At 44.5% G+C, this 22,230-nt stretch carries 23 protein-coding genes and 2 riboswitches; of the genes, 9 read left to right on the top strand and 14 right to left on the bottom strand.

All coding sequences use genetic code 11. From position 1 onward, the window contains the following. Positions 1–25: 25 nt before the first annotated feature. A riboswitch (cobalamin riboswitch) is annotated at positions 26–165 on the bottom strand. A gap of 153 nt (positions 166–318) precedes the next feature. Continuing rightward, positions 319–1,110, top strand: a complete 792-nt coding sequence (locus tag NSQ16_RS17280) for an SDR family oxidoreductase (protein WP_003228495.1) — start codon at positions 319–321, stop codon at positions 1,108–1,110. 37 nt (positions 1,111–1,147) lie between these two features. Here the strand turns inward: NSQ16_RS17280 and NSQ16_RS17285 are convergent, their stop codons facing one another. From NSQ16_RS17285 to sigO, 5 genes are all read right to left on the bottom strand, one after another. Then, positions 1,148–2,026, bottom strand: coding sequence for an SMP-30/gluconolactonase/LRE family protein (locus NSQ16_RS17285; protein WP_003228493.1), 879 nt, complete (start codon positions 2,024–2,026; stop codon positions 1,148–1,150). Between the two features lie 71 nt (positions 2,027–2,097). Next, positions 2,098–3,840: a two-component system sensor histidine kinase YvrG gene (gene yvrG / locus NSQ16_RS17290; protein WP_131228089.1), complete on the bottom strand. Its 1,743-nt coding sequence runs from the start codon at positions 3,838–3,840 to the stop codon at positions 2,098–2,100. After that, positions 3,837–4,550: a two-component system response regulator YvrH gene (gene yvrH / locus NSQ16_RS17295; protein ID WP_003243545.1), complete on the bottom strand. Its 714-nt coding sequence runs from the start codon at positions 4,548–4,550 to the stop codon at positions 3,837–3,839. Before yvrH ends, yvrG begins: the two co-directional genes overlap by 4 nt. 151 nt (positions 4,551–4,701) lie before the next feature. After that, the gene (rsoA, locus tag NSQ16_RS17300) at positions 4,702–4,941 is read right to left on the bottom strand and encodes a sigma-O factor regulator RsoA (RefSeq protein WP_003228484.1); all 240 of its coding nucleotides are present in this window, start codon (positions 4,939–4,941) and stop codon (positions 4,702–4,704) included. Positions 4,942–4,944: 3 nt separating this feature from the next. Continuing rightward, positions 4,945–5,475 carry an RNA polymerase sigma factor SigO gene (sigO, locus tag NSQ16_RS17305; protein WP_014477957.1) on the bottom strand — a complete coding sequence of 177 codons (531 nt, stop codon included), beginning with the start codon at positions 5,473–5,475 and terminating at the stop codon, positions 4,945–4,947. Positions 5,476–5,676: 201 nt separating this feature from the next. Here sigO and NSQ16_RS17310 point away from each other — a divergent pair, with 201 nt between their 5' ends. The 3 genes from NSQ16_RS17310 (at position 5,677) to rsiO (ending at position 7,578) form a co-directional block, all read left to right on the top strand. After that, positions 5,677–5,829 carry a YvrJ family protein gene (locus tag NSQ16_RS17310; RefSeq protein WP_003244090.1) on the top strand — a complete coding sequence of 51 codons (153 nt, stop codon included), beginning with the start codon at positions 5,677–5,679 and terminating at the stop codon, positions 5,827–5,829. Positions 5,830–5,949: 120 nt separating this feature from the next. Beyond that, on the top strand, positions 5,950–7,107 hold the full coding sequence (gene oxdC / locus NSQ16_RS17315) for an oxalate decarboxylase (protein WP_014477958.1): 1,158 nt from the start codon (positions 5,950–5,952) through the stop codon (positions 7,105–7,107). Positions 7,108–7,167: 60 nt separating this feature from the next. Next, a complete protein-coding gene (rsiO, locus tag NSQ16_RS17320) occupies positions 7,168–7,578 on the top strand; it encodes an acid stress-sensitive anti sigma factor RsiO (RefSeq protein ID WP_003243579.1) in 411 nt (136 codons plus the stop codon). Between the two features lie 33 nt (positions 7,579–7,611). Here rsiO and NSQ16_RS17325 read toward each other — a convergent pair whose 3' ends face one another. The 6 genes from NSQ16_RS17325 to NSQ16_RS17350 form a co-directional block, all read right to left on the bottom strand. After that, positions 7,612–8,841 (bottom strand): ABC transporter permease, encoded by a 1,230-nt coding sequence (locus NSQ16_RS17325; RefSeq protein ID WP_327836515.1) that lies wholly within the window; start codon positions 8,839–8,841, stop codon positions 7,612–7,614. Further along, positions 8,834–9,523, bottom strand: coding sequence for an ABC transporter ATP-binding protein (locus NSQ16_RS17330; RefSeq protein WP_021480586.1), 690 nt, complete (start codon positions 9,521–9,523; stop codon positions 8,834–8,836). Before NSQ16_RS17330 ends, NSQ16_RS17325 begins: the two co-directional genes overlap by 8 nt. Further along, positions 9,507–10,700 carry an efflux RND transporter periplasmic adaptor subunit gene (locus NSQ16_RS17335; protein WP_339232348.1) on the bottom strand — a complete coding sequence of 398 codons (1,194 nt, stop codon included), beginning with the start codon at positions 10,698–10,700 and terminating at the stop codon, positions 9,507–9,509. The genes NSQ16_RS17330 and NSQ16_RS17335 overlap by 17 nt, the downstream gene beginning before the upstream one ends. Positions 10,701–10,869: 169 nt before the next feature. Beyond that, positions 10,870–11,679 (bottom strand): ABC transporter ATP-binding protein, encoded by an 810-nt coding sequence (locus tag NSQ16_RS17340; RefSeq protein WP_339232351.1) that lies wholly within the window; start codon positions 11,677–11,679, stop codon positions 10,870–10,872. A 15-nt stretch (positions 11,680–11,694) separates the two neighbouring features. Beyond that, the gene (locus NSQ16_RS17345; protein WP_048655209.1) at positions 11,695–12,705 is read right to left on the bottom strand and encodes an iron ABC transporter permease; all 1,011 of its coding nucleotides are present in this window, start codon (positions 12,703–12,705) and stop codon (positions 11,695–11,697) included. Beyond that, the gene (locus NSQ16_RS17350) at positions 12,705–13,751 is read right to left on the bottom strand and encodes an iron ABC transporter permease (RefSeq protein ID WP_327836510.1); all 1,047 of its coding nucleotides are present in this window, start codon (positions 13,749–13,751) and stop codon (positions 12,705–12,707) included. The genes NSQ16_RS17345 and NSQ16_RS17350 overlap by 1 nt, the downstream gene beginning before the upstream one ends. Positions 13,752–13,957: 206 nt before the next feature. Here NSQ16_RS17350 and NSQ16_RS17355 point away from each other — a divergent pair, with 206 nt between their 5' ends. Next, positions 13,958–14,905 (top strand): iron-hydroxamate ABC transporter substrate-binding protein, encoded by a 948-nt coding sequence (locus NSQ16_RS17355; protein WP_029318412.1) that lies wholly within the window; start codon positions 13,958–13,960, stop codon positions 14,903–14,905. Positions 14,906–15,139: 234 nt separating this feature from the next. Here the strand turns inward: NSQ16_RS17355 and NSQ16_RS17360 are convergent, their stop codons facing one another. Beyond that, the gene (locus NSQ16_RS17360) at positions 15,140–16,549 is read right to left on the bottom strand and encodes an amino acid permease (protein ID WP_069837773.1); all 1,410 of its coding nucleotides are present in this window, start codon (positions 16,547–16,549) and stop codon (positions 15,140–15,142) included. A 103-nt stretch (positions 16,550–16,652) separates the two neighbouring features. Beyond that, a riboswitch (Lysine riboswitch) is annotated at positions 16,653–16,832 on the bottom strand. A gap of 116 nt (positions 16,833–16,948) precedes the next feature. Beyond that, positions 16,949–17,089 (bottom strand): small acid-soluble spore protein SspJ, encoded by a 141-nt coding sequence (sspJ, locus tag NSQ16_RS17365; protein ID WP_003221612.1) that lies wholly within the window; start codon positions 17,087–17,089, stop codon positions 16,949–16,951. A 166-nt stretch (positions 17,090–17,255) separates the two neighbouring features. Between sspJ and NSQ16_RS17370 the strand changes: the two genes are divergently transcribed. Then, complete coding sequence (locus NSQ16_RS17370; RefSeq protein WP_003228444.1) at positions 17,256–17,738, top strand: metal-dependent hydrolase; 483 nt, start codon at positions 17,256–17,258, stop codon at positions 17,736–17,738. Positions 17,739–17,839: 101 nt separating this feature from the next. Beyond that, complete coding sequence (locus tag NSQ16_RS17375; protein WP_230488665.1) at positions 17,840–19,693, top strand: LTA synthase family protein; 1,854 nt, start codon at positions 17,840–17,842, stop codon at positions 19,691–19,693. A 28-nt stretch (positions 19,694–19,721) separates the two neighbouring features. Here the strand turns inward: NSQ16_RS17375 and NSQ16_RS17380 are convergent, their stop codons facing one another. Next, complete coding sequence (locus NSQ16_RS17380; RefSeq protein WP_101172330.1) at positions 19,722–20,648, bottom strand: substrate-binding domain-containing protein; 927 nt, start codon at positions 20,646–20,648, stop codon at positions 19,722–19,724. A gap of 110 nt (positions 20,649–20,758) precedes the next feature. On the opposite strand from NSQ16_RS17380, the gene modA reads away from it, so the two are divergent. Then, positions 20,759–21,541, top strand: coding sequence for a molybdate ABC transporter substrate-binding protein (gene modA / locus NSQ16_RS17385; RefSeq protein WP_003228438.1), 783 nt, complete (start codon positions 20,759–20,761; stop codon positions 21,539–21,541). Continuing rightward, positions 21,513–22,205 carry a molybdate ABC transporter permease subunit gene (gene modB / locus NSQ16_RS17390; protein ID WP_121572477.1) on the top strand — a complete coding sequence of 231 codons (693 nt, stop codon included), beginning with the start codon at positions 21,513–21,515 and terminating at the stop codon, positions 22,203–22,205. The genes modA and modB overlap by 29 nt, the downstream gene beginning before the upstream one ends. Positions 22,206–22,230 lie beyond the last annotated feature (25 nt).

Consider the following 22,230-nt stretch of genomic DNA (forward strand, 5'->3'; position numbering starts at 1 on the left):
TTTACACATCATCTGTCCTCGCAGAATTCGTGCTGATCAAACAGGCAGGTATCCTGGCTCTTGGCGCTTGGCCAATTACAGTGGCGGGACCGCACCGGCTTTTACCGGTTTCCCTTTTAAGCCGGCTGTTGTTCACGGACCGGCACCTATTTGACATTCGTATCCTTTTTTCGGAGTAATTATACTATATGACTGACAGGCTTGTATATGCGTCCTGAATGACTTTTCCCCGTATTGTGTATGGGAGCAAAATCCTCGTAAACACTAAATTTGATCTTGTATACTTAATACCATCATCAATCAAAAGGAATGATTCTTATGGATTTACAGCTAAAAGACAAACTCGTCTTAATCACCGGCTCGACGTCCGGCATCGGGAAAGCCGCCGCAAAAAGCTTTCTGCAAGAGGGTGCGGCAGTCATTGTCAACGGACGCAAACAGGAGACTGTCGATCGCACGATTGAAGAGCTTTCTGGCTATGGAACAGTGCACGGTGCTGCTGCCGATTTGTCAAAAACAGATGAAGCAGCGGCTTTTATCGAAAAAGTAAATGAAATCGGTGATATCGATATCCTTGTCAACAACCTTGGTTTCTTCGAGGTAAAAGACTTTGCCGATGTGACAGATGAAGAGTGGAATCAATATTTCGAAGTGAACGTGATGAGCGCCGTTCGGACAAGCCGTCACTTCCTTCCAAAAATGCTTGCCAAAAACAGCGGCCGCATTTTAAATATTGCAAGTGAAGCAGGCGTCAAACCGCTGCCAACGATGATTCCATACTCAATGACAAAAACGGCGCTGATCAGCCTTTCAAGAGGAATGGCTGAAATGACAAAAGGCACAAATGTGACGGTTAACTCAGTGCTCCCGGGACCTACTTGGACAGAGGGCGTGGCATCCTATATGGAAGGTGCCGCACAAGCAGCCGGCCAGGATACAGATTCATTTATCAAAGACTATTTCAAGGTCAATGAGCCAACCTCACTTATTCAGCGATACGCGACAGCAGAAGAAGTCGCTAACACAATCGTATTCCTCGCGTCTGACGCCGCATCCGCCATTAACGGCACGGCACAGCGTGTGGAAGGCGGCATTATCCGTTCTCTGTAGTATAAAAAAACGCATCCGTGTTTCGGATGCGTTTTTTTTATACGTCTCCAGCAAATGGTACCGGCTGATATCCGCCTGTTTCCAGTTGTGCTGAAAACAACCCTCCAGCGTGAGGCTGCTCGTATCTCTCTTTTTCTGTCATTTGTTCTGTTGCCGTTGTAATGTAAAGAGTTTTTAAGTCTCTGCCGCCGAACGCGCAGCACGTGACATATTTAGCCGGCACGCTGATTGAATTGATTTCTTTTTTCTGAAACGGGTCAATGTGAACAACGCGGCTGCCGCCAAACAGCGCCACCCACAGCATGCCATTTTGGTCAATTGTCATGCCGTCCGGCAATCCGTCTGACTGATCAAAACGATAGACAGGTTCTGGATTCGAAACATCTCCGCTTTGAGGATCATAGCTGTAACGCACAATCTCCTGCGTCGGCGTGTCGATGTAATACATCAAATTCCGCTCGCGGTCCCAATCCAAACCGTTTGAGGTGGAGACTTGATCCTTGATTTTGACAAGACTGCCGTCTAGATTCAAACGGTACAGCGACGCCTGTTTTTGCTCGCCTTCCATGCTCGTCGTCCCCGCCCAAAGCCTTCCGTACGGGTCACATTTAGCATCATTAAATCTCAGGCTCTCATGCATGTCCTTCGGCTGTTTAATTTTTTCCAAGCTGTCATCCCGAAGATGATACAGGTAAAACCCGTCCTTCATCGTCATAATCAGTTCATCCTTTGAATATTTCGCAAGCGCCGTCACAAAGGATTTGAATTTGATTGATCGGTTGATTTTTTCTTCAGGGTCAAAGATGTGGAGCTCGCTCCCCAGGATATCAACCCAATATAAGCGGCCGTTCTCTTCATCCCATAACGGGCCTTCACCAATCACTGCCCGAGTGTCTGCTTCCAATACTGCATCCATGTGTTACACCTCTTTAGCTTCAGTCTATATATTGTTATTCCCGGCAAAGAGGTGTCCAAACCACTTGATGTTTAATGTTTTTTAAAAAGGATGGTAATGACCGTTCCAATGTTCATTCTGCTGTTCACATGGATCGTTCCGTTATGCAGATGGACAAGCTCCTTGGCAATCGCGAGCCCGAGACCCGTTCCGGCAGTTGAATCTTTTGTGTTCGTCCCTCTGTAGTAACGGTTAAACAAATGGGTAATCGTTTCTTCATCCATTCCTTTCCCATTGTCCTTCACCTTTAAAGATATATGATTTTTTGTTTGCTCCAGAATGACTTGAATCTCTGTTCCTTTGTCGTTGTGCTTCACGGCATTCCCAAGGAGGTTTTCTAATATGCGCCTGAACCACGCTTCATCAAGGGCAAATTCAATATGCTCTTCTTTGGATACAAACGAGATATCATAGCCTTCAGAAAACGGATTTTTCTTAAAATCCTCAATGACATTTTTAAAAAACGGGATAAGGCTAGTGAGATTTCTCTCAATAGGAAGAGCATCATTTTTCAGGCGATACGTTAAATTTAAGTCTTCAATCAGCTTGGACATGTATTCAGATTTTTCTCTGACAACCTGCCCCATTTCTTTCACTTCTTCCGGCGACCAGTCATACTGCTTCGACTCGAGCATCATGCTGTAGCCGTAAATGCTGCTGAGCGGTGTTTTTAAGTCATGTGACAAACCGGCAATCCATTCTTCCCTTGTCGCCTGGATTTTTTCTCTGTTTCTTTTATCCCTTCTCAGCGTTTCAGTCAGCTGATCCATTGATTCAAATATCTCACCGAAGAAGCGGTACGGCTGTTTGATTTTTCCCTTTTTATTTTTGCTGACAGGACGGCCGTCCCGGTTTCTGGGTTCCTCAAGCTTCCCTTTTGACAGATTGACCAGCCATCTAATCGTGTGAAAAATCGGCAGCCCGAATCGGAACATATACCAAACGGTCATCCAAATGATATACATGAACAAAACGGCCATCACGAGAAACATCGCTTTTAATACAACCTTCAGGAATGATTTGTTAAACTCCTGATCGGTTACATAGACTGGGTTCGGCACCGTAGCGACCATCCATCTGTCTTTATTGAGGATCTTAACGGAAATTTCCCGTTTATAGTTCCAAGGCTTAGAGCTGTATTTAAGCAGCTCCAGCTGGTTCATCGTTTTTCTTTCGCTTTTTGTGCTGTTGATGCTGTCGAGAATCTTTCCATTGCTGTCTAACAGGTAAATGGCGCCTTTTTTCCGTTTAATATAGTCGATGGTACTAGACTTATAGTGCGCTAGTGAGTCTATCTTTTGTTCGCGCTTTTCAACGGAAGTCAGGAGCTGTTCACTTTTTGATTTCCAGCCGGACAATAGAAGATACGACTTATCTTCAATATTGATGGCCCAATAATTCAGTTTATAGTTATGAAGCTTTTTGGTTTTATAAATAGACAAAAGCTCTTTCTTGGTATAGGTGCCCGGCACGTCTTTTGGCACGCCGTAGGAATAATCAGTGTTTCCTTCCGAATCAATGATTTGCATCCAGCCGTGCTGTTTATCAACAGATTTCTTCAGGAAATTATCCACTTCCCATGTCCCGTCTTCGTTTACATCGAGATATGCCTCAAGTGTGTCGGTCGTTGCCTTCGTCAGCCCTGAATTGGATTCCGCATCGCTAAAACGAGCGTCTAAATAGAAAAACGACGCAACAAGCATAACCGTAAGCAGCAGGATCACAATCAGCATCTGGCCGAAAAAGTGAAACAAAAACTTCCATCTTAACCTCATGACCGCTTGCCTTCAGGATTTGGGATAAAACGATAGCCGAGACCTCGAACGGTTACAATATACTCCGGATTGCTCGGATCGCGCTCAATCTTCTCCCTAAGCTTGCGAATATGAACCATGACGGTGTTGTTGTCACCGTAGGAAGGATAGCCCCATACTTTTTCATATATTTGATCTTTGGAAAGCACCACGTTAGGGTGTTCACAAAAATACTGCAAAAGCTGCAGAAGCTGGGCTGAACAGGCAACGGCTTCCCCGCCTACGATCAACTCGGCATTTTGCGGAGAAAAAGTAAAGTAATCATATGTGTAGGTTTGATTTGAACTCGTTTCTTTCGATTGATATGTACGCTTGAGATGCGCTCTGATCCGCGCCGCTAATTCCAGCGGATTAAATGGTTTTGTGATATAGTCATCAGCTCCAACCGCAAAGCCCGATAATTTGTCCGCGTCGGATGATCTTGCCGTCAGGAAAAAAATCGGAGCGTCTGAATACTCTCTGATCAATGTGCAGGCTTCAAAACCGGACATTCCGCCCATCATGACATCCAGCACAATCAAGTCAACCTTATTGGCCTTCACAACGGGAATCGCTTCTTCTGCGCTTGCCGCATCCAGTATATTTCGATAACCTTCTTTTTCGAGAACGCGTTTGATCATGTCCACAATCGCTTTCTCATCGTCTACGATTAAAATTGACGCATTTTCCACTTTTATGTTCCTTTCTGTCACTGTTTTTTTCATCTTATCATTATATCGTTTATTTATGGTACATTTTTGAATACATTGGAGCTTGGCAAATCAAAACAGCAAAAAAGGAGCAAACAAGCGCTCCCTTTTGATGTTTTTTCATATGAAAATATTATGAGTTCTCATCTACCATGTACAAAATAAACTCCCAAAACCCCGGTACATCCTGACACAAAAGCATATCAGCCTTTTCAAACATTTTGATCTTCAGCTCTTGCTCTAAATCTTCTCTTTCTTGATAGGACGTATTGCTGAGTTTTTTTCTGATCATCGGTGAAAAGCATGCAATCAGGTGCTCAATGTCATAAGTCTCGTCTTTTTGTTTCTTTTTTTGTTCAAACTGGCCGTCCACAGCTTACTTTTCCCCCTTTTTTTGCGCCGCTAGCTGCTTTCTGATATTCTCCAGCCCCTTTTTATGAATGTTGGAGATGTTTTGTCGGGACTCCCCTAATGAATCTGCAATCTCCTGCATCGTGGCACCGTGAAGATAGACTTTCGTCAGCACACTTTTTTGTTTGTCAGTCAGCTTCTGGATCGCTTGGTAGAGCTGGTAATCCTGGACATGCTGGCTCAAATCATCCTGCCTGTCTAAAAATTCTTCAAATGCATCGCTTCCTGTTTCGGAAGGAAGCCGATCTCCTGCCTCCGGATGATCAACCGTCAGCGGATACCGTTTTTGATTTTTGCGAACCCGCTTATCAAAATCAATAGAAAAGATGCGAATCATTGAATTCATATACTTGACGATGCGGATTTCTTTATAAAACTGCTTAAATAGCTCGTCCAATGATTTTGCATCTTTTTCGTTAGGGCTTTCCATTACGTTTTTGAACAAACGGTAATGCTGAGGATTGCTCAAAAAATGCTTCACGATGGGATGCTTCATTATCTCCTTACATTTTGACCGTAAAAGACTTTGATAGTCCATCAAACCGCCTCCCTACTAAATTAAATGAAGGAAAGCAAAAAAAAGTAAACTACTACTTTCCGACTAGTGTCTTCCAAAATACTTTGCAGCAGTTTACGTTTTATCGGATTTCCTTCACTTACATACATGACTGCAGAAAAAGAAGGGAGGTATTTTCCAATGGATCAGGTTTTTATAGAGGAAGTCGTAAAACAGATCGGCAATTTGGGGTTTCCCGCGCTGATTGCAATGTATCTGCTGACCCGATTCGAAAAGAAGTTTGATCAACTAATAGAACTAATGACAGAACTGAAAGATCATGCAAAAAAATAATTTTTCAATCGAAGTTGACTTTTCACTGTTTTTTTTCACTTAACAAAACAGAAGGGGAAACGAAAGGCCTTTCACCTTCTCTTTCTGCTATCACATTTAAATGTAAGGAGGAAACATTTCATGAAAAAACAAAATGACATTCCGCAGCCAATTAGAGGAGACAAAGGAGCAACGGTAAAAATCCCGCGCAATATTGAAAGAGACCGGCAAAACCCTGATATGCTCGTTCCGCCTGAAACCGATCATGGCACCGTCAGCAATATGAAGTTTTCGTTCTCTGATACACATAACCGATTAGAAAAAGGCGGATATGCCCGTGAAGTGACAGTACGTGAATTGCCGATTTCAGAAAACCTTGCATCCGTAAATATGCGGCTGAAGCCAGGCGCCATTCGCGAGCTTCACTGGCATAAAGAAGCAGAATGGGCTTATATGATTTACGGAAGTGCAAGAGTCACAATTGTAGATGAAAAAGGGCGCAGCTTTATTGACGATGTAGGTGAAGGAGACCTTTGGTACTTCCCGTCAGGCCTGCCGCACTCCATCCAAGCGCTGGATGAGGGAGCTGAGTTCCTGCTCGTGTTTGACGATGGATCATTCTCTGAAAACAGCACGTTCCAGCTGACAGATTGGCTTGCCCACACTCCAAAAGAAGTCATTGCTGCGAACTTCGGCGTGACAAAAGAAGAGATTGCCAATTTACCTGGCAAAGAAAAATATATATTTGAAAACCAACTTCCTGGCAGTTTAAAAGATGATATTGTGGAAGGGCCAAATGGCGAAGTGCCTTATCCATTTACTTACCGCCTTCTTGAACAAGAGCCGATCGAATCTGAGGGAGGAAAAGTATACATTGCAGATTCGACAAACTTCAAAGTGTCTAAAACCATCGCATCAGCGCTCGTAACAGTAGAACCCGGCGCCATGAGAGAACTGCACTGGCATCCGAATACCCACGAATGGCAATACTACATCTCCGGTAAAGCTAGAATGACCGTTTTTGCATCTGACGGCCATGCCAGAACATTTAATTACCAAGCTGGTGATGTCGGGTATGTACCATTTGCAATGGGTCATTACGTTGAAAACATCGGGGATGAACCGCTTGTCTTTTTAGAAATCTTCAAAGACGACCATTATGCTGATGTATCTTTAAACCAATGGCTTGCCATGCTTCCTGAAACATTTGTTCAAGCGCACCTTGACTTGGGCAAAGACTTTACTGATGTGCTTTCAAAAGAAAAGCACCCAGTAGTGAAAAAGAAATGCAGTAAATAAAAGACTTGCGGCTTGCAGAGAGCACTTGTTCTCTGCAAGCCTTCATAAGGAGCTGAACCAGTGAAACATCAAAACCCTTCAAAACGCTTATTGCGGCTCTCCATAAAGTACTTGCTGGCCGCAGCAGCAGTGGTGTTGACCTATTTTGCTGTCATCTATATATTGTTTTCTTTAGCGGGAACGAGCTACCGCTCAGCAGCTCATGTCCTGCTTTTTGCCGTGGTATTTCTTGTTCTCGGATTATGCTTTGAACCATTTGAAAGGCTGATGATACATAGCTTTACATTTTTCAAGACAGGAAAACGTCTATTCATTCTCCTTGCCGGCATCGTACAGCTGCTGTTTTTGTGGATGACTGCTCATACAACAGACCAATTGATCAGCGACATCTGGCTGTCCACCACAGAAGAAATGATTGTCGCAGCCGTTTTTTTGATTTTAGACAAATGCAACTCGGCTCTTCCCAGCTAAAAAAAGAACGCATTCCAATTGGATGCGTTCTTTTTATTCATAGCGAAGCGCGTCTACAGGCTGAAGCTTCGAAGCCTTGATAGACGGAAGCAAGCCGAAGATAATGCCGACTGCCATTGAAAAGATGAGTGCTCCGACAACAGCTGGAATGGAGACGATAAAAGGCATCGGAAAAATGACCGTCAGCAGCTTGGCGATGCCGAAGCCCGCCAGCACACCGAGTATTCCGCCAATGCTTGTCAGCACGACAGCCTCGGTTAAAAATTGAAATAAAATCACACGCCGCTTAGCACCGAGCGCTTTCTTAATTCCGATTTCCCTCGTGCGCTCCGTTACGGAAACGAGCATAATGTTCATGACGCCGATACCGCCCACCAAAAGTGAAATACTGGCGATTCCGCCAAGCAGCAATGCAAATGACTGATTAAAGGACTCCACTTCCTGCGCGATCTCCTGAAGATCCATTACACTGTACTCTGCTTTTTCTAGCTCAGCTTCTGACAGTCCCTGATTTAAAAGATCTGCAGCCATTACACCCGCTTCTTGGATATGCTGAGAAGAATCAGCCTGCACGGCAATCTGCGTTGGCGCGTCAAACCCTTCAATAAGCGGCCACACTTTTTTTGGCACGTACAAAACCGGGTTCGCATAGTCGCCTTCAAACATGCTTTCCTGTTGATTTTTTTCTTTAAAAACACCGACGACCTTAAACGGCACACCATTCATCTCAATGTTTTTATGCAGAGCTTCTCCGTCTGGAAACAGTTCATCTCTGACAGCTTCATTGATCATCACTACTTGGTGTGTGCTGTTTAAATCGTTTTCCGTCAGCTTTCTCCCTTCGGTTATTCGGATTGGAAACATGTCGAAGTAATCATCGTCCACTCCATACACTTGGGGATACGAAACGTTAGTTAAATGAAAAACGCTCGCGCCTTCTGATAAGTAATATAAGGATAATCCTTTGACCATCGGATCTGATTTGATCGCCTTTACTGTTTCTTCCGCTACAGGCGGCGCGGACGCATACGACACCTGAGGGCCGCCGCTCTCCTCTTCTCCGCCAGACGGCTGGTAGACAACATTGATGGCGTTGTTTCCCATGCCGATCATACTTTGCTTTAATTGCTCACTTTGGCCCTTCAGCATTGAAACAATCGCGATGATTGCCGCTATGCCGATAATCACGCCGAGCATTGTCAGAATCGATCTTAATTTATGAGAGAAAATGGATTGAAAGGAGATTCGAATATGTTCAAGCATGGCTGATTTCCCCTCTCTCATCTAATACCAGCTCTCCGTCTCTGATAAAAACGGTTCTGTCAGCTTTTTTGGCAACGTCCGGGTCGTGGGTTATCATAATAATGGTTTTGCCTTCCCGATGCAGTTCGGAAAACAGTGACAAAATTTGTTCACTTGATTTGGTATCAAGCGCCCCGGTCGGTTCATCAGCTAAAATAAACCTCGGCTGATTGACAAGGGCCCTCGCTATCGCCACCCGCTGCTTTTGGCCGCCGGACAGCTTAGGCGGTTTGTAGGAGACCCTGTCTTTTAATCCGACCTTTTCCAGCGCTTCATATGCCCGTTGTCTTCTCTCTTTTTTCTTCACTTTATTGTAGATCATCGGCAGCTCGACATTTTGCAGCGCGGTGAGACGCGGCAGCAAATGAAAAGTTTGAAACACAAACCCGATTGATTCATTGCGAATTTCGGCTAAAGCCCCGTCTTTCCCTTTCAATATATCGATCTGGTCAAGCATATAGGTTCCTGAGGTTGGCCTGTCCAAACAGCCGATAATATTCATTAACGTTGACTTTCCAGAACCTGAAGGCCCCATAATAGCTAAAAACTCCCCCGCCTGAACAGTCAGATTGATATGTTTCAAGATTGGAACTTCTTCTTTTCCCAGCTTGTATGACTTCGAAATATTATTCAGTGTCAGCATTGACTGTAACCTGCTTTCCTTCCTTGACCGCGGGATCAGGATAGATCACATAATCTTCCGGCGTCAGGCCGCTCTTAATTTCCACCATGTCATTTTCATCAGTCTCTCCGATTTCAACAGGCTGCTTAACCGCTTTGTGATTCTCATCAGCTTTCCACACATACGGTTCGCCGTCATCCTGAATGACCATGTCGGACGGCAGCTTGATCGTATCCGCATCAGCATTATCACTCATCACTTCGATGTTGACATGATAGCCGACTTCAAGACCTTTATGGCTGTCTAATAAAATGGTGAAAGGATAGTTAGAGGACTGGGGGTTCATTTCTTCATCAGCAAAGCTTTCTGATTCTTCACCCTCGCCTGCTCCCGCTGGAAGCTTGCCGATCGAGGTGACCTTTCCTTTCCACTCGCCCTCACCGCCTGTTTTCAGCGTGACCCTGACTTTGCTGCCTTTTTTGATCGTGTCCATTAACAGCTCATTGATTTGGCTTTTGACCAGATATTTGCCCGTCGAAACAATCTGGATATACGGGCCCGTTGCCTGGTCACCTGTTGCACCGTCAGCGATATCCTGATTGACGCTTTGAACGATTCCGTCATGCTTGCTTGTAATGACATTGGAACCTTTGTTTTTCGTCAGGCCAGCCAGTTCTTTTTGATGCTGCTTCAGTTCAAGCTGGCTTGTTTTCAAATCGAAATTGGCTTGGTCAAGTTCATCTTGAAGCTGGGTTTTCTCTTCTTTTCCTGCAACTTTCAGCTTCTTTTCCGTTTCCGTTATTGATTTTTGCAAACGGTTGATTTGCAGATTTGTCATTTCAATTTGCAAATTGGCTTGCTCCACTTCATCAGAATGATCCTCGCCCTCATACTCAAAAAGCTTATCGCCCTTTTTAACCTGATCGCCTTCTTTGACGTATGTTTTTTTAATGCTGCCTTTTTCTGAATCTATGTATACTTTCTGCTGTTTCTCAGGTTCAACCTTTCCAGAAAACGTTTGGCCTGATTCTGAATCTCCTCCCATGTATACCGCGACCGATTCAGCATAGGGCTCCGATGATACAGCAACTTGGTTCATTTGGGTAAAAAAGTAAAAACCGCCAGTGCCGATCCCAGCCAATACAAGCACACCGGCACATATCGCACCGCCAATAAGCCATTTTTTCTTCTTGGACACAACGATCTCCTCTTTCTGTAAACTATGTAATATTTTCGAAACATTCTAACCAATATTATCTATTAATTCAAAAAGACTTGCAATCCTTTTATTGAAATGACGGAATCAAATAGAAAAATTGTATTTTCAAAGCCGAATAAAAAAATCCCGGCTTCAAACCGGGATTTTTTCATACAGTAACTAGCTCTTTTTCATTTTTAATCAAGTCATATGTCAAGCATACAGGTTTATTTGTACGGGGATCAGTCACGATTTCGGCATCAATCTGAAATACCTGCTTCAAAATGTCTGGTGTCATGACCTCCAGAGCAGTTCCTTCCTTGATGACCGTGCCTTTTTTGAGCGCGATCATATAATGAGAAAAACGAGCTGCATGGTTAAGATCATGAATGACCATTAAAATCGTCCGCCCTTGCTGTTTGTTGAGTCTGTCAAGCAGCTGCAGAATTTCAAGCTGATGTGCAAGATCAAGATACGTTGTAGGTTCATCCAGCAGAAGAAGTTCCGTCCCTTGCGCAAGCGCCATGGCAATCCACACGCGTTGACGCTGTCCGCCTGACAATGCCTCAATCGGCCGTTCAGCATATTCAGCCATGCCTGTTTCTTCAAGCGCCCATTTGATAATCCGGCGGTCTTCGTCATTTAATCTGCCGAATCCTGATTGATGCGGAAACCTGCCGTACGACACCAATTCGTGCACTGTTAGGCCGCTCGGCGCTTCAGGTGTCTGTGGAAGAATCGCCATATCTTTCGCAATGTCCTTTGTAGACATTTTATGAATCGCTTTGCCGTTTAAATAGACGGCACCTGCATGTGAACGCATAATTCTGGACATTGTTTTTAAAATCGTTGATTTCCCGCAGCCGTTCGGGCCAATTAAGGTGGTAATTTTCCCTTTAGGAATCGATATATTTAAATCCTCTACAATCACCCTGTCGCCATAACCGATTCCAAGCTGTTCCGTTGATAATGAATTCATATTCGGCCCCCTCCTCTAATTCGCTTTCATCAATAAATAAATAAAGTAAGGCGCACCTAGCACGGAAATGACAAGTCCGACCGGAATTTCTGATGGTGCCAATACATTTCTCGCCAGCGTATCAGCAAGCAAAAACAGGAATGAGCCGATGAAAGCGGAGACCGGTATCAGCGTCTGGTGACGTGGACCGGTCAGCCTTCTAGCCACATGCGGCGCGATCAATCCGAGAAACGCGATGCCCCCAGCAGCTGCCACGCATGAAGCGGCAAGAGTGACCGCTGCCAGAAGAAGAATCCGTCTTTCCCTTTCAACAGCGGTGCCCAGCCCAGTCGCCAATTGGTCTCCGAGCTGCATAATGTTCAAATAGCGTGCCTTATATAAAGTAAACAGAAGCAAGATCACAATCCAAGGGAGAATCGCCCAGATCATATTCCAGTTCGCCCCCCATATTGAGCCGGATATCCAAACCGCGGCTTGCATAAAATCGTGAGGGTCCATCTTAAGCTGAAAAATCAGCAACAGGGCATTGAATCCGGCATTCACCCCTATGCCGACTAAAATCAGCCGAATCGGTGTCACGCCTTTTTTCCATGCCAGAATATAAATGAGAAACGCAGCGAGGATTGCTCCTGCCAAAGCACTGAACGGCAGCATAAATGTTCCGAAAAAGCTGAGATCTGAAGCTGACCCTTGAAAAAAGTATATAAAAAGCACTACAGCAAGTGAACCGCCGGCGTTAATTCCGAGAATACCAGGCTCGGCAAGTTCATTTTGAGACACGCTTTGCAAAATGGCTCCAGCTACGGAGATCCCTGCTCCAACAAGCAAAGAAAGGATGATCCGAGGCAGCCTGAACTCAAATAAGACAAGTTCATCACGCGCCGTTCCTTGGCCGAAAAAGACCTGAAGCGTTTTAAGCGGTGCAATTTTGATAACGCCCAAATTGAGACTGATAAAAAAGACCACCACGATAAGCAAAAAGGTCACAGCCATTACAATAAGCGGTTTGTTTGTTTTTGTTTTCATTACAGCCCTCTCCTTTCACGACGTGCCAAATAAAAGAAAAAGGGAACGCCGATCAGAGAAGTCAGCGCGCCGACAGGCGTTTCAAAGGGCGCATTTACGAGTCTGGCCGCTATGTCAGCAAAAACAAGCAAAACAGCACCGAGCACCGCCGAGCAAGGAATGATCCACCGATAATCCACACCGACCAAAAAACGGGTAATATGCGGAATGATCAGCCCGATAAATGCAATGGTGCCGGCAATGGAAACCGCAGCTCCGGTCAGAATTACTACAATAAGCATGCCAACCAGTTTCACCGCTGATGTATATTGTCCAAGCCCTTTCGCCAGATCGTCACCGAGACTTAACACTGTCACAGACCGGGCGATGAAAAACGCGAGCGTTAAACCGACAGCCCCTGCAATAAGCAAAAGCTGGACCCCCGACCATTTCACACCCGCTACCCCGCCTGCGTACCAAAAGCTGATATCCTGAGCGACATCAAAGCGAATTGCAATGGCAGTTGAAATGCCGGTAAAGAAATAAGTAACTGCCGTACCCGCCAGAGCAAGCTTTACAGGCGTAAGTCCGCCCCTTGAAAACATGCCTATGCCAATTACCGTCGATGCCCCCAGCCCCGCTCCCGCAAAGGACCATAGCACAAGCCCCATTGCAGAAAGTCCGGGAAAAAAGGCAAACGCAATCGAAACTGCAAACGCAGAGCCAGATGTCACACCCATAATCGAAGGCTCTGCCAAAGGGTTTCTCGTCATCCCCTGCATGATTGCTCCCGACACTGCCAACAATGCGCCTACAAGCGCGGCAGCCGCCGTTCTCGGCAGTCGAAGATCATGTATAATTTGGTGAGATGTCTTTGTCGGCTGATAATGAAAAATGGCGTCCCATACAGTGCGCAAATGAATATCCGCTGCACCGAGGGATATGGATAAAAATGCGCCAAGGCAAAGCAGGCATAGACCTGCAATAAGGACGATAATCGCGCCATATGTCCTTGACGTCCATTGGATTTTTTCTGATGCAGTCCGTATATTTTTATGTTGACTCAACTGCCGTACTTCCTTTCTGTTACTGATAATGATTATCAATTGCTGTTTCAGTATATCACTTTTTTCAGCTGATTTAATAGAGTGTTTTGAACAAAAATGAAAATGCATTTGCAAAAATATCGTGTCAACCGGCACTTGCAGTGGTATAATCACAGATGATAATGATTCTCTTTTTCATCTATTTTTTTAGAAAGAAGGTATGAGATATGACCCATATATACAAGAAACTCGGAGCCGCGTTTTTTGCCCTGTTATTGATTGCAGCGCTGGCAGCCTGCGGGAATAACTCAGAAAGCAAAGGTTCTGCCTCTGATTCAAAAGGCGCAGAAACCTTTACATACAAGGCTGAAAACGGAAATGTAAAAATCCCGAAGCATCCTAAACGGGTGGTTGTCATGGCAGACGGCTATTACGGCTACTTCAAAACACTCGGCATCAACGTTGTCGGTGCGCCTGAGAATGTATTTAAAAACCCTTACTACAAAGGAAAAACCGACGGCGTTGAAAACATCGGAGACGGCACTTCGGTTGAAAAGGTCATTGATTTGAACCCTGACCTGATTATCGTCTGGACAACACAGGGCGCTGATATTAAAAAGCTTGAAAAAATTGCGCCGACTGTCGCAGTAAAATACGATAAGCTCGACAACATCGAACAGCTGAAAGAATTTGCAAAAATGACGGGAACTGAAGATAAAGCTGAAAAATGGCTGGCCGAGTGGGATAAAAAAGTTGCGGCCGCTAAAACAAAAATCAAAAAAGCGGTCGGTGACAAAACCATTTCCATTATGCAAACGAACGGAAAAGACATTTACGTATTTGGTAAAGACTTTGGAAGAGGCGGAAGCATCATTTACAAAGACCTCGGCCTGCAGGCTACAAAGCTGACAAAAGAAAAAGCCATTGACCAGGGGCCAGGTTATACAAGTATTTCATTAGAGAAGCTCCCTGATTTCGCCGGAGATTACATTTTCGCGGGCCCATGGCAATCAGGCGGTGATGATGGCGGCGTATTTGACAGCTCCATTTGGAAGAACCTGAATGCCGTTAAAAATGGCCATGTCTACAAGATGGATCCGATTGGCTTCTATTTCACAGACCCGATTTCATTAGAAGGACAACTGGAGTATATTACGGAAAGCTTGACTAAATAAACAAAAGAGCCGCCTGCCCGCGGCTCTTTTGCTTATTTATAAGGGACAGCTCAATTTGAATCATATCGGATATTTTCTTTGAGCCATTCATATTAAGCTGCATCCTTATCACGATCAGTTTTTTTATGCTGGAGAGACTGAAAAACGTTTTTTGCATATTTAACGAACGGATTCCTAACAGGAGAAATTGTGATTTTATAAAAAAGACACCTGAGCAAATCAGGTGTCTTTTCATTATGCATGTTTTTCTTTCTGGAACTTTTTACTCACAAATGGATAAACGATTAAGCCGACAAAGAATAAACCGATGCCGAGGATAAATGTCGTTAAATCTGCTGTGCCTGTTACGATAACAAACACGGAGTATGCACACGCCAGTATTGCGATCAATCCGTCTCTTACACGGGAGCCTTTCAGCTGGTCATACGTTTCACCTTTGATGACTACCTTCAAGCTGTAGATTGCAGATACAAGATACGGAATTAAATATGCAAGTGTAGCCGCTGTCGTTAAAAATGTAAATGCGTCACTTATTGTCCGGGAAATAACCGAGAAAATGAAGACCTGTGACATGACGTTTGTAATAATGAGTGCAATAACCGGACTTCCCTTTTTATTCGTTTTTGCAAAAAATGCCGGGAAATCTCCTGCTTTAGCTGCTTGGTATGGCACCTCAGAGCCAAGCAAAATCCAGCCGAGCATCGTTCCGAATAAACAAAGGATAGCCAAAAGCGCCATAATCACGCTTCCCGCGTTTCCAACAATCGCATAGAGTACATCAACAAATGGTTTTTCAGAGCCGACAAGCTTATCATGCGGCAGAACACCCATCGTAATTAAAGTCACAATAATATATATGCTCAAGGCAATCAGCAAGCCGGTAATTGTCGCACGTTTCACATCACGCTGAGAGCGCGCACGGCCGGACAGGATCACCGCGGATTCAATTCCGACAAACGCCCACAGTGTAGAAATCGCGGCGTTATGAACCTGGCCGCCAATTCCAATGCTTGTGCCGTTTTCTCCTTGAACCGGGAAATAAAAATGACCGAATAATGCCGTTTGAAACACAAACAAACCGGCAACGATAAAGAAGACAAAACCTAATACTTTAGAAAGCGTTGTGACAAAGTTTAGTTTACTTGCGCCGTTAATGCTGGCAACAAGAATCGCGTGCGTTCCCCATAACAAGATCGTACATACGGCAAACGTCAGTAATTGGCCGAGTGTCACCTCTTGCCCGCCGATCGAAAACATCTCACGTTTATCAACCAAGATCGGGAAGAACGAAGTCAAGTAACCGGCGAGACTTGTGATGATCGCCACGTTACTGATCCAGCTCGCCACCCAGTAGCCCCACACCATTGTGAAACCGGCAGCGTTGCCTTTTTTCGGGTCAGAAAACAGCGCTCTTGCATAACTTTGCGGTCCCGCTGTCAGTTCAGGCTTGCGAATGGACAAGTGTCCGAACACAAGTGCAATCATCAGCACGCCGGCACCTGTCAAAAGCCAGGCGGACGTAGCTCCAAACGGACTCGCAATTGAAGCAAGCGAGCTCGGCAAGGAGAAAATTCCTGATCCAACCATATTTCCAACGACAAACGCCGTTAATAACCAAAAACCCCATTTTTTTGTCTGTTCCATTCCAGTACCTCCATGATTCTTTGTACGGACCAGACCCCGAGATCATATAAACGCAAAAAAAGCCTGAACAAAAGTCCATGCTTAAAGAAACACACACCCTTGATCTCCGGATAGCCCTCCGCGAAAAAGCACGCGGCAGTCCTGCACTTATTCAGATACAGTCCCAGCATAGAGAAGGATCGGCTTTCTCCACACTTCGGCGCTGATGCCTTTTACACATGTTTAACAGCTCCTGTCAGCCTGGCATGTGTGACTTATCATCCGCGCAACCTCTACCTCACTGAGAAAGAGTGAGGATTTAATTATTCAGTTACTCCCAGAAGGTTATCAAAGAAAGGATGATCTGTCAAAGGGAACAGATGGAAAATACGGATAGAGCCAAGCTCTATCCGCATGTGGTTATCGATTATTTTTCTTTTTTTGCACAGCTTCTTGAAGCGGATCATCTTTTAGAGCTGAACCAGCATCTTCAAGAGCTCCTTGGATTACGTTTTTTTCTTTTTCGGAACGTTTTCCTTTATCTTTATTAAAGAAACCCATTCGTATCACCTCTTTTAAAAAATAGGTACATGTTTAAGATGCCTCTTTCCTGAAAAATTATGCGGGATATTTTTTATCGTCCAAAGTCCTGTTGATCAAACATACATTCTCTTGATATATTTGTAATTCAGAGATTTTTTGCAAAAGATAAAAGGAGAAGCGGCAAATGACAGGAAAAACACACATCATGGGAGGCATCGCTTCTTGTACGGCAGCGGCTTATTATTATGGATTTGATCCAGTGCTTATGGCTGCGTCAGGCGCGGTTGGAGCATTAATACCCGATATCTGCCACACACAAAGCAAAATCGGGAGAAAATTTCCTATTTTATCGAAAGTGGTCAGCTCCGTTTTTGGCCATCGTACATTTACACACAGCTTGCTGTTTATGCTCATCATGTTTTTTATCACTTCTACATACATTCCAGATAAAAACATATCAGCCGGCCTGATGATCGGAATGGCGAGCCACTTGATTCTTGACGCTTGGACGGTGAACGGAATCAAATTATTATTCCCTTCAACGATCCGCGTTCGGCTTCCATTATATATGAAGACAGGCAGTTTTTCTGAGCAGCTCGTGCTAGCCGGCCTGACCCTTGCTTCATGTTACTACTTTTATATGCTGTTTCATGGGCGCATGTTTTAAACACATGAGTGCTGAGACTTGTCTGAACCGGCTGTTTTTAGTAGGTTTTACTTAAGAAGCATTTCATGCAGATGATCAAGAAAACGTGAGGAGTCATATTGATGAAAGGAACCTTTTTTCACAATCAGCGGTTTTTATGTTTTTCGATCTTATTTATGTGGATCAAAACGTATGTGATATATAAACTCGGCTTTGATTTGCAAATCGATACTCTGTTGGAGGAGCTAATGCTGCTGGTCAACCCGCTCAGCTTTATTCTTCCTTTATTCGGTATCGGCCTGCTTTTAAAAGAAAACAAGCAGCGGGTCTTTTTGCTGATTGCCAATTTGGTTCTGACTGTCATCTTGATCTCCAATACGATTTTTTACGGCTTTTATATCGATTTTATTACCATCCCGGTTTTATTTCAGGCCAGCAACATGAGCGATATGGGCAGCAGTGTAAAAGAACTGTTCCATCCTCTGTTTATCGCCCTGTTTGTGGATTTGGTTTTTCTGCTGCTGCTCGCCAGAAAAACCAAACACCCACAGACAAAAGCCGCTCCCCGCACGATCAAACGGTACTATGCAGCTTCCTGCGGCATGCTTTTATGCACACTGGCACTTGCAGAAGTACAGCAGCCGAAGCTTTTGGCACATTCTTTTGACCGAGAAATGCTAGTCAAAAGCATCGGCCTGTTTCAGTTCCATATTTACGATACAATTTCTCAGACTGTTAATATCAGCGCGAAAGCTTTTGCCGATGAAGACAGTATAACTGCCATTAAAAACTACACAGAGGCTGATTACAGTAAGCCTGATCAAAGCAAATTCGGTCTTGCAAAGGGGCGCAATGTCATCTTTGTAACACTTGAGTCGACCCAAAGCTTTGTTCTAAATGAAAAAGTAAATGGAAAAGAAATTACCCCATTTATGAATGATCTCATTAAAAAAAGCTATTCCTTTGATCATTTCTATCAGCAAACAGAACAAGGCAAAACATCAGATTCAGAATTTATCGTCGCTAACTCACTGTATCCTTCCCTTAGCGGCGCCGTCTTTTTCACGAAAAGCGACCATCAATTTCATACGATGTATAAATCGCTGAAGCAGCACGATTATTATTCAGCCGTCTTTCATGCTAACCATAAAACATTTTGGAACAGAGATGTCATGTACGATACATTTGGCATTGACCGCTTTTTTGATGTTGATGATTTTCATGTCACTCCCGGGACATCGACAAGCTGGGGCTTAAAAGACAAAGAATTTTTAGAGCAGTCCGCCGAAAAGCTGAAAAGCCTGCCACAGCCGTTCTACAGCAGTTTTATCACGTTAACGAATCATTTTCCGTTTGAGATTGATGAAAAGGATCAGCTGATAGATGAATTCGATTCAAGCAGTGATCTGTTAAACCGCTATGTGACCACGGTTCGCTATGAGGATGAAGCATTGAAGCATTTTATCAAAAAACTGAAAGACGAAGGCTTATACGAAAATTCGATGATCGTATTTATGGGAGATCATTACGGCATTTCTGAAGCCCATAACGAGGCAATGGCTGAGTTTTTAGGGAAAGACGAAATCACACCGTATGACAACGTTCAGCTCCAGCGGGTGCCGTTTATCATACATATCCCGGGAATCACCGATCAAAAGCCGGAAACCATCCCTGATGCCGGGGGACAGGTCGACGTCAGGCCGACGCTGATGCATTTGCTCGGCGTTGAGACAAAAGGCGATATCCAATTCGGCAATGATTTGCTGTCGGGCGACCGCACCCCATTCGCCGTTCTGCGAAACGGCAGCTTTATTACGAACGATTATATATACACAAAGAACACGTGCTATAGCCAAAAAACAGGTGAAGTGCTGGAAGATCAGGATGCGTGCCTCCCTTATAAGGAGAAAGCAAACGAAGAACTGTCTTTCTCTGATAAAATTTTAAATGGTGACCTGCTCAGGTTTTCCGAATGAAAAAAATCCCTCTATCAAGAGGGATTTTTTACGTTTCCAATATCACCTTGCCAGTCAGCTTCGTTTCATAGCCGTTTAAATGAGACAAATTCGCCTTGTATTCCTCAGAATTCAAAATCTCCTTCACGGCTTTCAGCAGCTGCTCATGTTTTTTCAAAACAACGATATCATATTGTTCGTCGATGAGCGGGATAAAATCAACACTGCCCATATGTGCCGCGTGCTGCGCCCCGATTCCCGCGTCAGCCTGTCCGCTTGAAACTTGTGAAGCGGCAGCGTAATGATCAGTCACGATATCGCCATATCCCACTACATCAGCCGGATTCACACCAAGCAAGCCAAGCTGTTCATCAAGGAGCACCCTTGCGCCAGAACCCTTTTCCCTGTTGATGATCCGGATATCGGCTCTTTTCAAGTCTTTCCAGCCTTGAATGTTTTTCGGATTCCCTTTTTTCACATACAGTCCTGCTTTCCGGAGAACGACATTGATGAGACAAAACGGTTCACCTGTCAAGATCCGTTTCACATAAGGCGCGTTATACTGGCCGGTTTCTGCATCGTACAAATGGAGGCTGACAATGTCACACTTGCCTTGATACATATCAATCAGGCTGTTTAAGCTTCCTTTGTATTTACGGAGCGGCGTCTCCTGAATGGCATTCTCCAAATGCTTGCTGAGAAGATCCATCGAAATGTCCTGTCCGCTGATCATGACATTCGGTCTGCCGTCCGGCTCAGCCTCCTGCACCTGTTTCGGCGCTTCTGTTGCAGCGATGGGCTGAGACATTCTCATATTCGTTTTATATTGCTTTAAATCTTCTTCATCCACACGCATCTGCCTTCCGACACGATAAGCAGGCAGCACGCCTTTTTTAATCAAATCATAAACGGTCAGCTTTGATACCTTCAGCAGACCTGCAACTTCTTCTATCGTATAGGAAGAGGTTTCATTCATCATCATCACTCTCCTATTTTATTATACCTTTTCGCCGAATGTAAAAAAACCCACATAAACCAAACATAATCAGTTATAATTAGTTATATCTAATGATAAGGGGTGCAATCATGTTTAAGAAGTATTCTATTTTCATCGCAGCCTTAACTGCCTTTCTCCTTGCAGCAGGCTGTTCTTCAAACCAGTCTTCAACGGACAGCGAGAAAAAAGTAACGTTAACCATCTCAGCTGCCGCCAGCGCGCAGGATGCACTTGAGGAAATCCAAAAAAATTATGAAAAAGAGCATCAAAATATTACCATCCAAGATAACTATGGCTCTTCCGGCGCCTTGCAAAAACAGATTTCTCAAGGAGCAGGAGCAGATCTGTTCTTCTCAGCTGCTGAGGATAAATTTAAAAAGCTGGTGGATGATGGAGATATCGCAAAAAAAGACAGCACTGATTTAGTCGGTAATGAAATTGTGCTGGTCGTACCGAAAAACGGAGATTCACCTGTGACAAGCTTCAGCAATCTGGCTGAATCAGAAAAAATCGCCCTTGGCACTCCGGAATCCGTACCGGCAGGAGCTTATGGGAAAGAATCACTGACAAAGCTGTCTTTATGGGACAAAGTGAAGGATAAAATTGTGTATGGAAAAGACGTTCGCCAAGTTCTTTCTTATGTTGAAACCGGCAATGTAGACGCAGGTATTGTTTATAAAACAGATGCCCTGGTCTCGAAAAAGGTCAACATTATTGACGAGGCAAAAGCAGATACACACAGCCCAATTGTCTATCCGTTAGGAATCGTAAAAGATACAAAACACCGTAAGGAAGCGAAGGAATTTTACGAATACCTGCAATCTGATGAAGCAATGAAAGTATTTGAGAAATATGGCTTTACTGCCGAGTAGCATAAGCGCTTCAGAATTTTTCACACCCGTTGCGCTTTCCTTTCAGGTGGCGGCAGTTGCCGGAATTGTTGTCATTATTCTCGGAACACTTGCTGGAGCATGGATGTCACGGGCATCATTTTTCGGAAAAACGGCACTCGAAACATTTTTTATGCTTCCGCTCGTTCTTCCGCCTACTGTTGTCGGTTTTATTTTGATCGTCATTTTCGGAAAGCACAGCCTCATCGGACAAGCCATCGAGTGGATTTTCCAGCAGCCTGTCATTTTCACCTGGTGGGCCGCTGTGATCGCCTCGGCTGTTGTAGCCTTTCCGCTTATGTACCAATCAGCCAAAACCGGATTTGCTGACATTGATCCCGATATACAAGGTGCGGCAATGGTAGACGGCGCTAGCAGATGGAAAGTGTTTATCCATATCTCCGTCCCGCTTGCCTATCCTTCGTTACTGACCGGAAGCATCCTCAGCCTTGCGCGGGCGCTCGGAGAATTTGGCGCAACACTCATGTTTGCAGGAAACATCCCCGGTGTTACGCAAACACTGCCGACGGCGATATATGTCGCATTGGATTCCGGCAACAATACCCTTGCTTGGGCGTGGGTCGTCTGTATTGTTGTCATTTCCTTTTTGATGCTGTTTTTCATTCAACAGAAAAAAACGCACTAAAAAAACTCCCCGTAACGGGGAGTTT

This window comes from Bacillus sp. PS108 (assembly GCF_037963335.1).
GTDB lineage: Bacteria > Bacillota > Bacilli > Bacillales > Bacillaceae > Bacillus > Bacillus subtilis.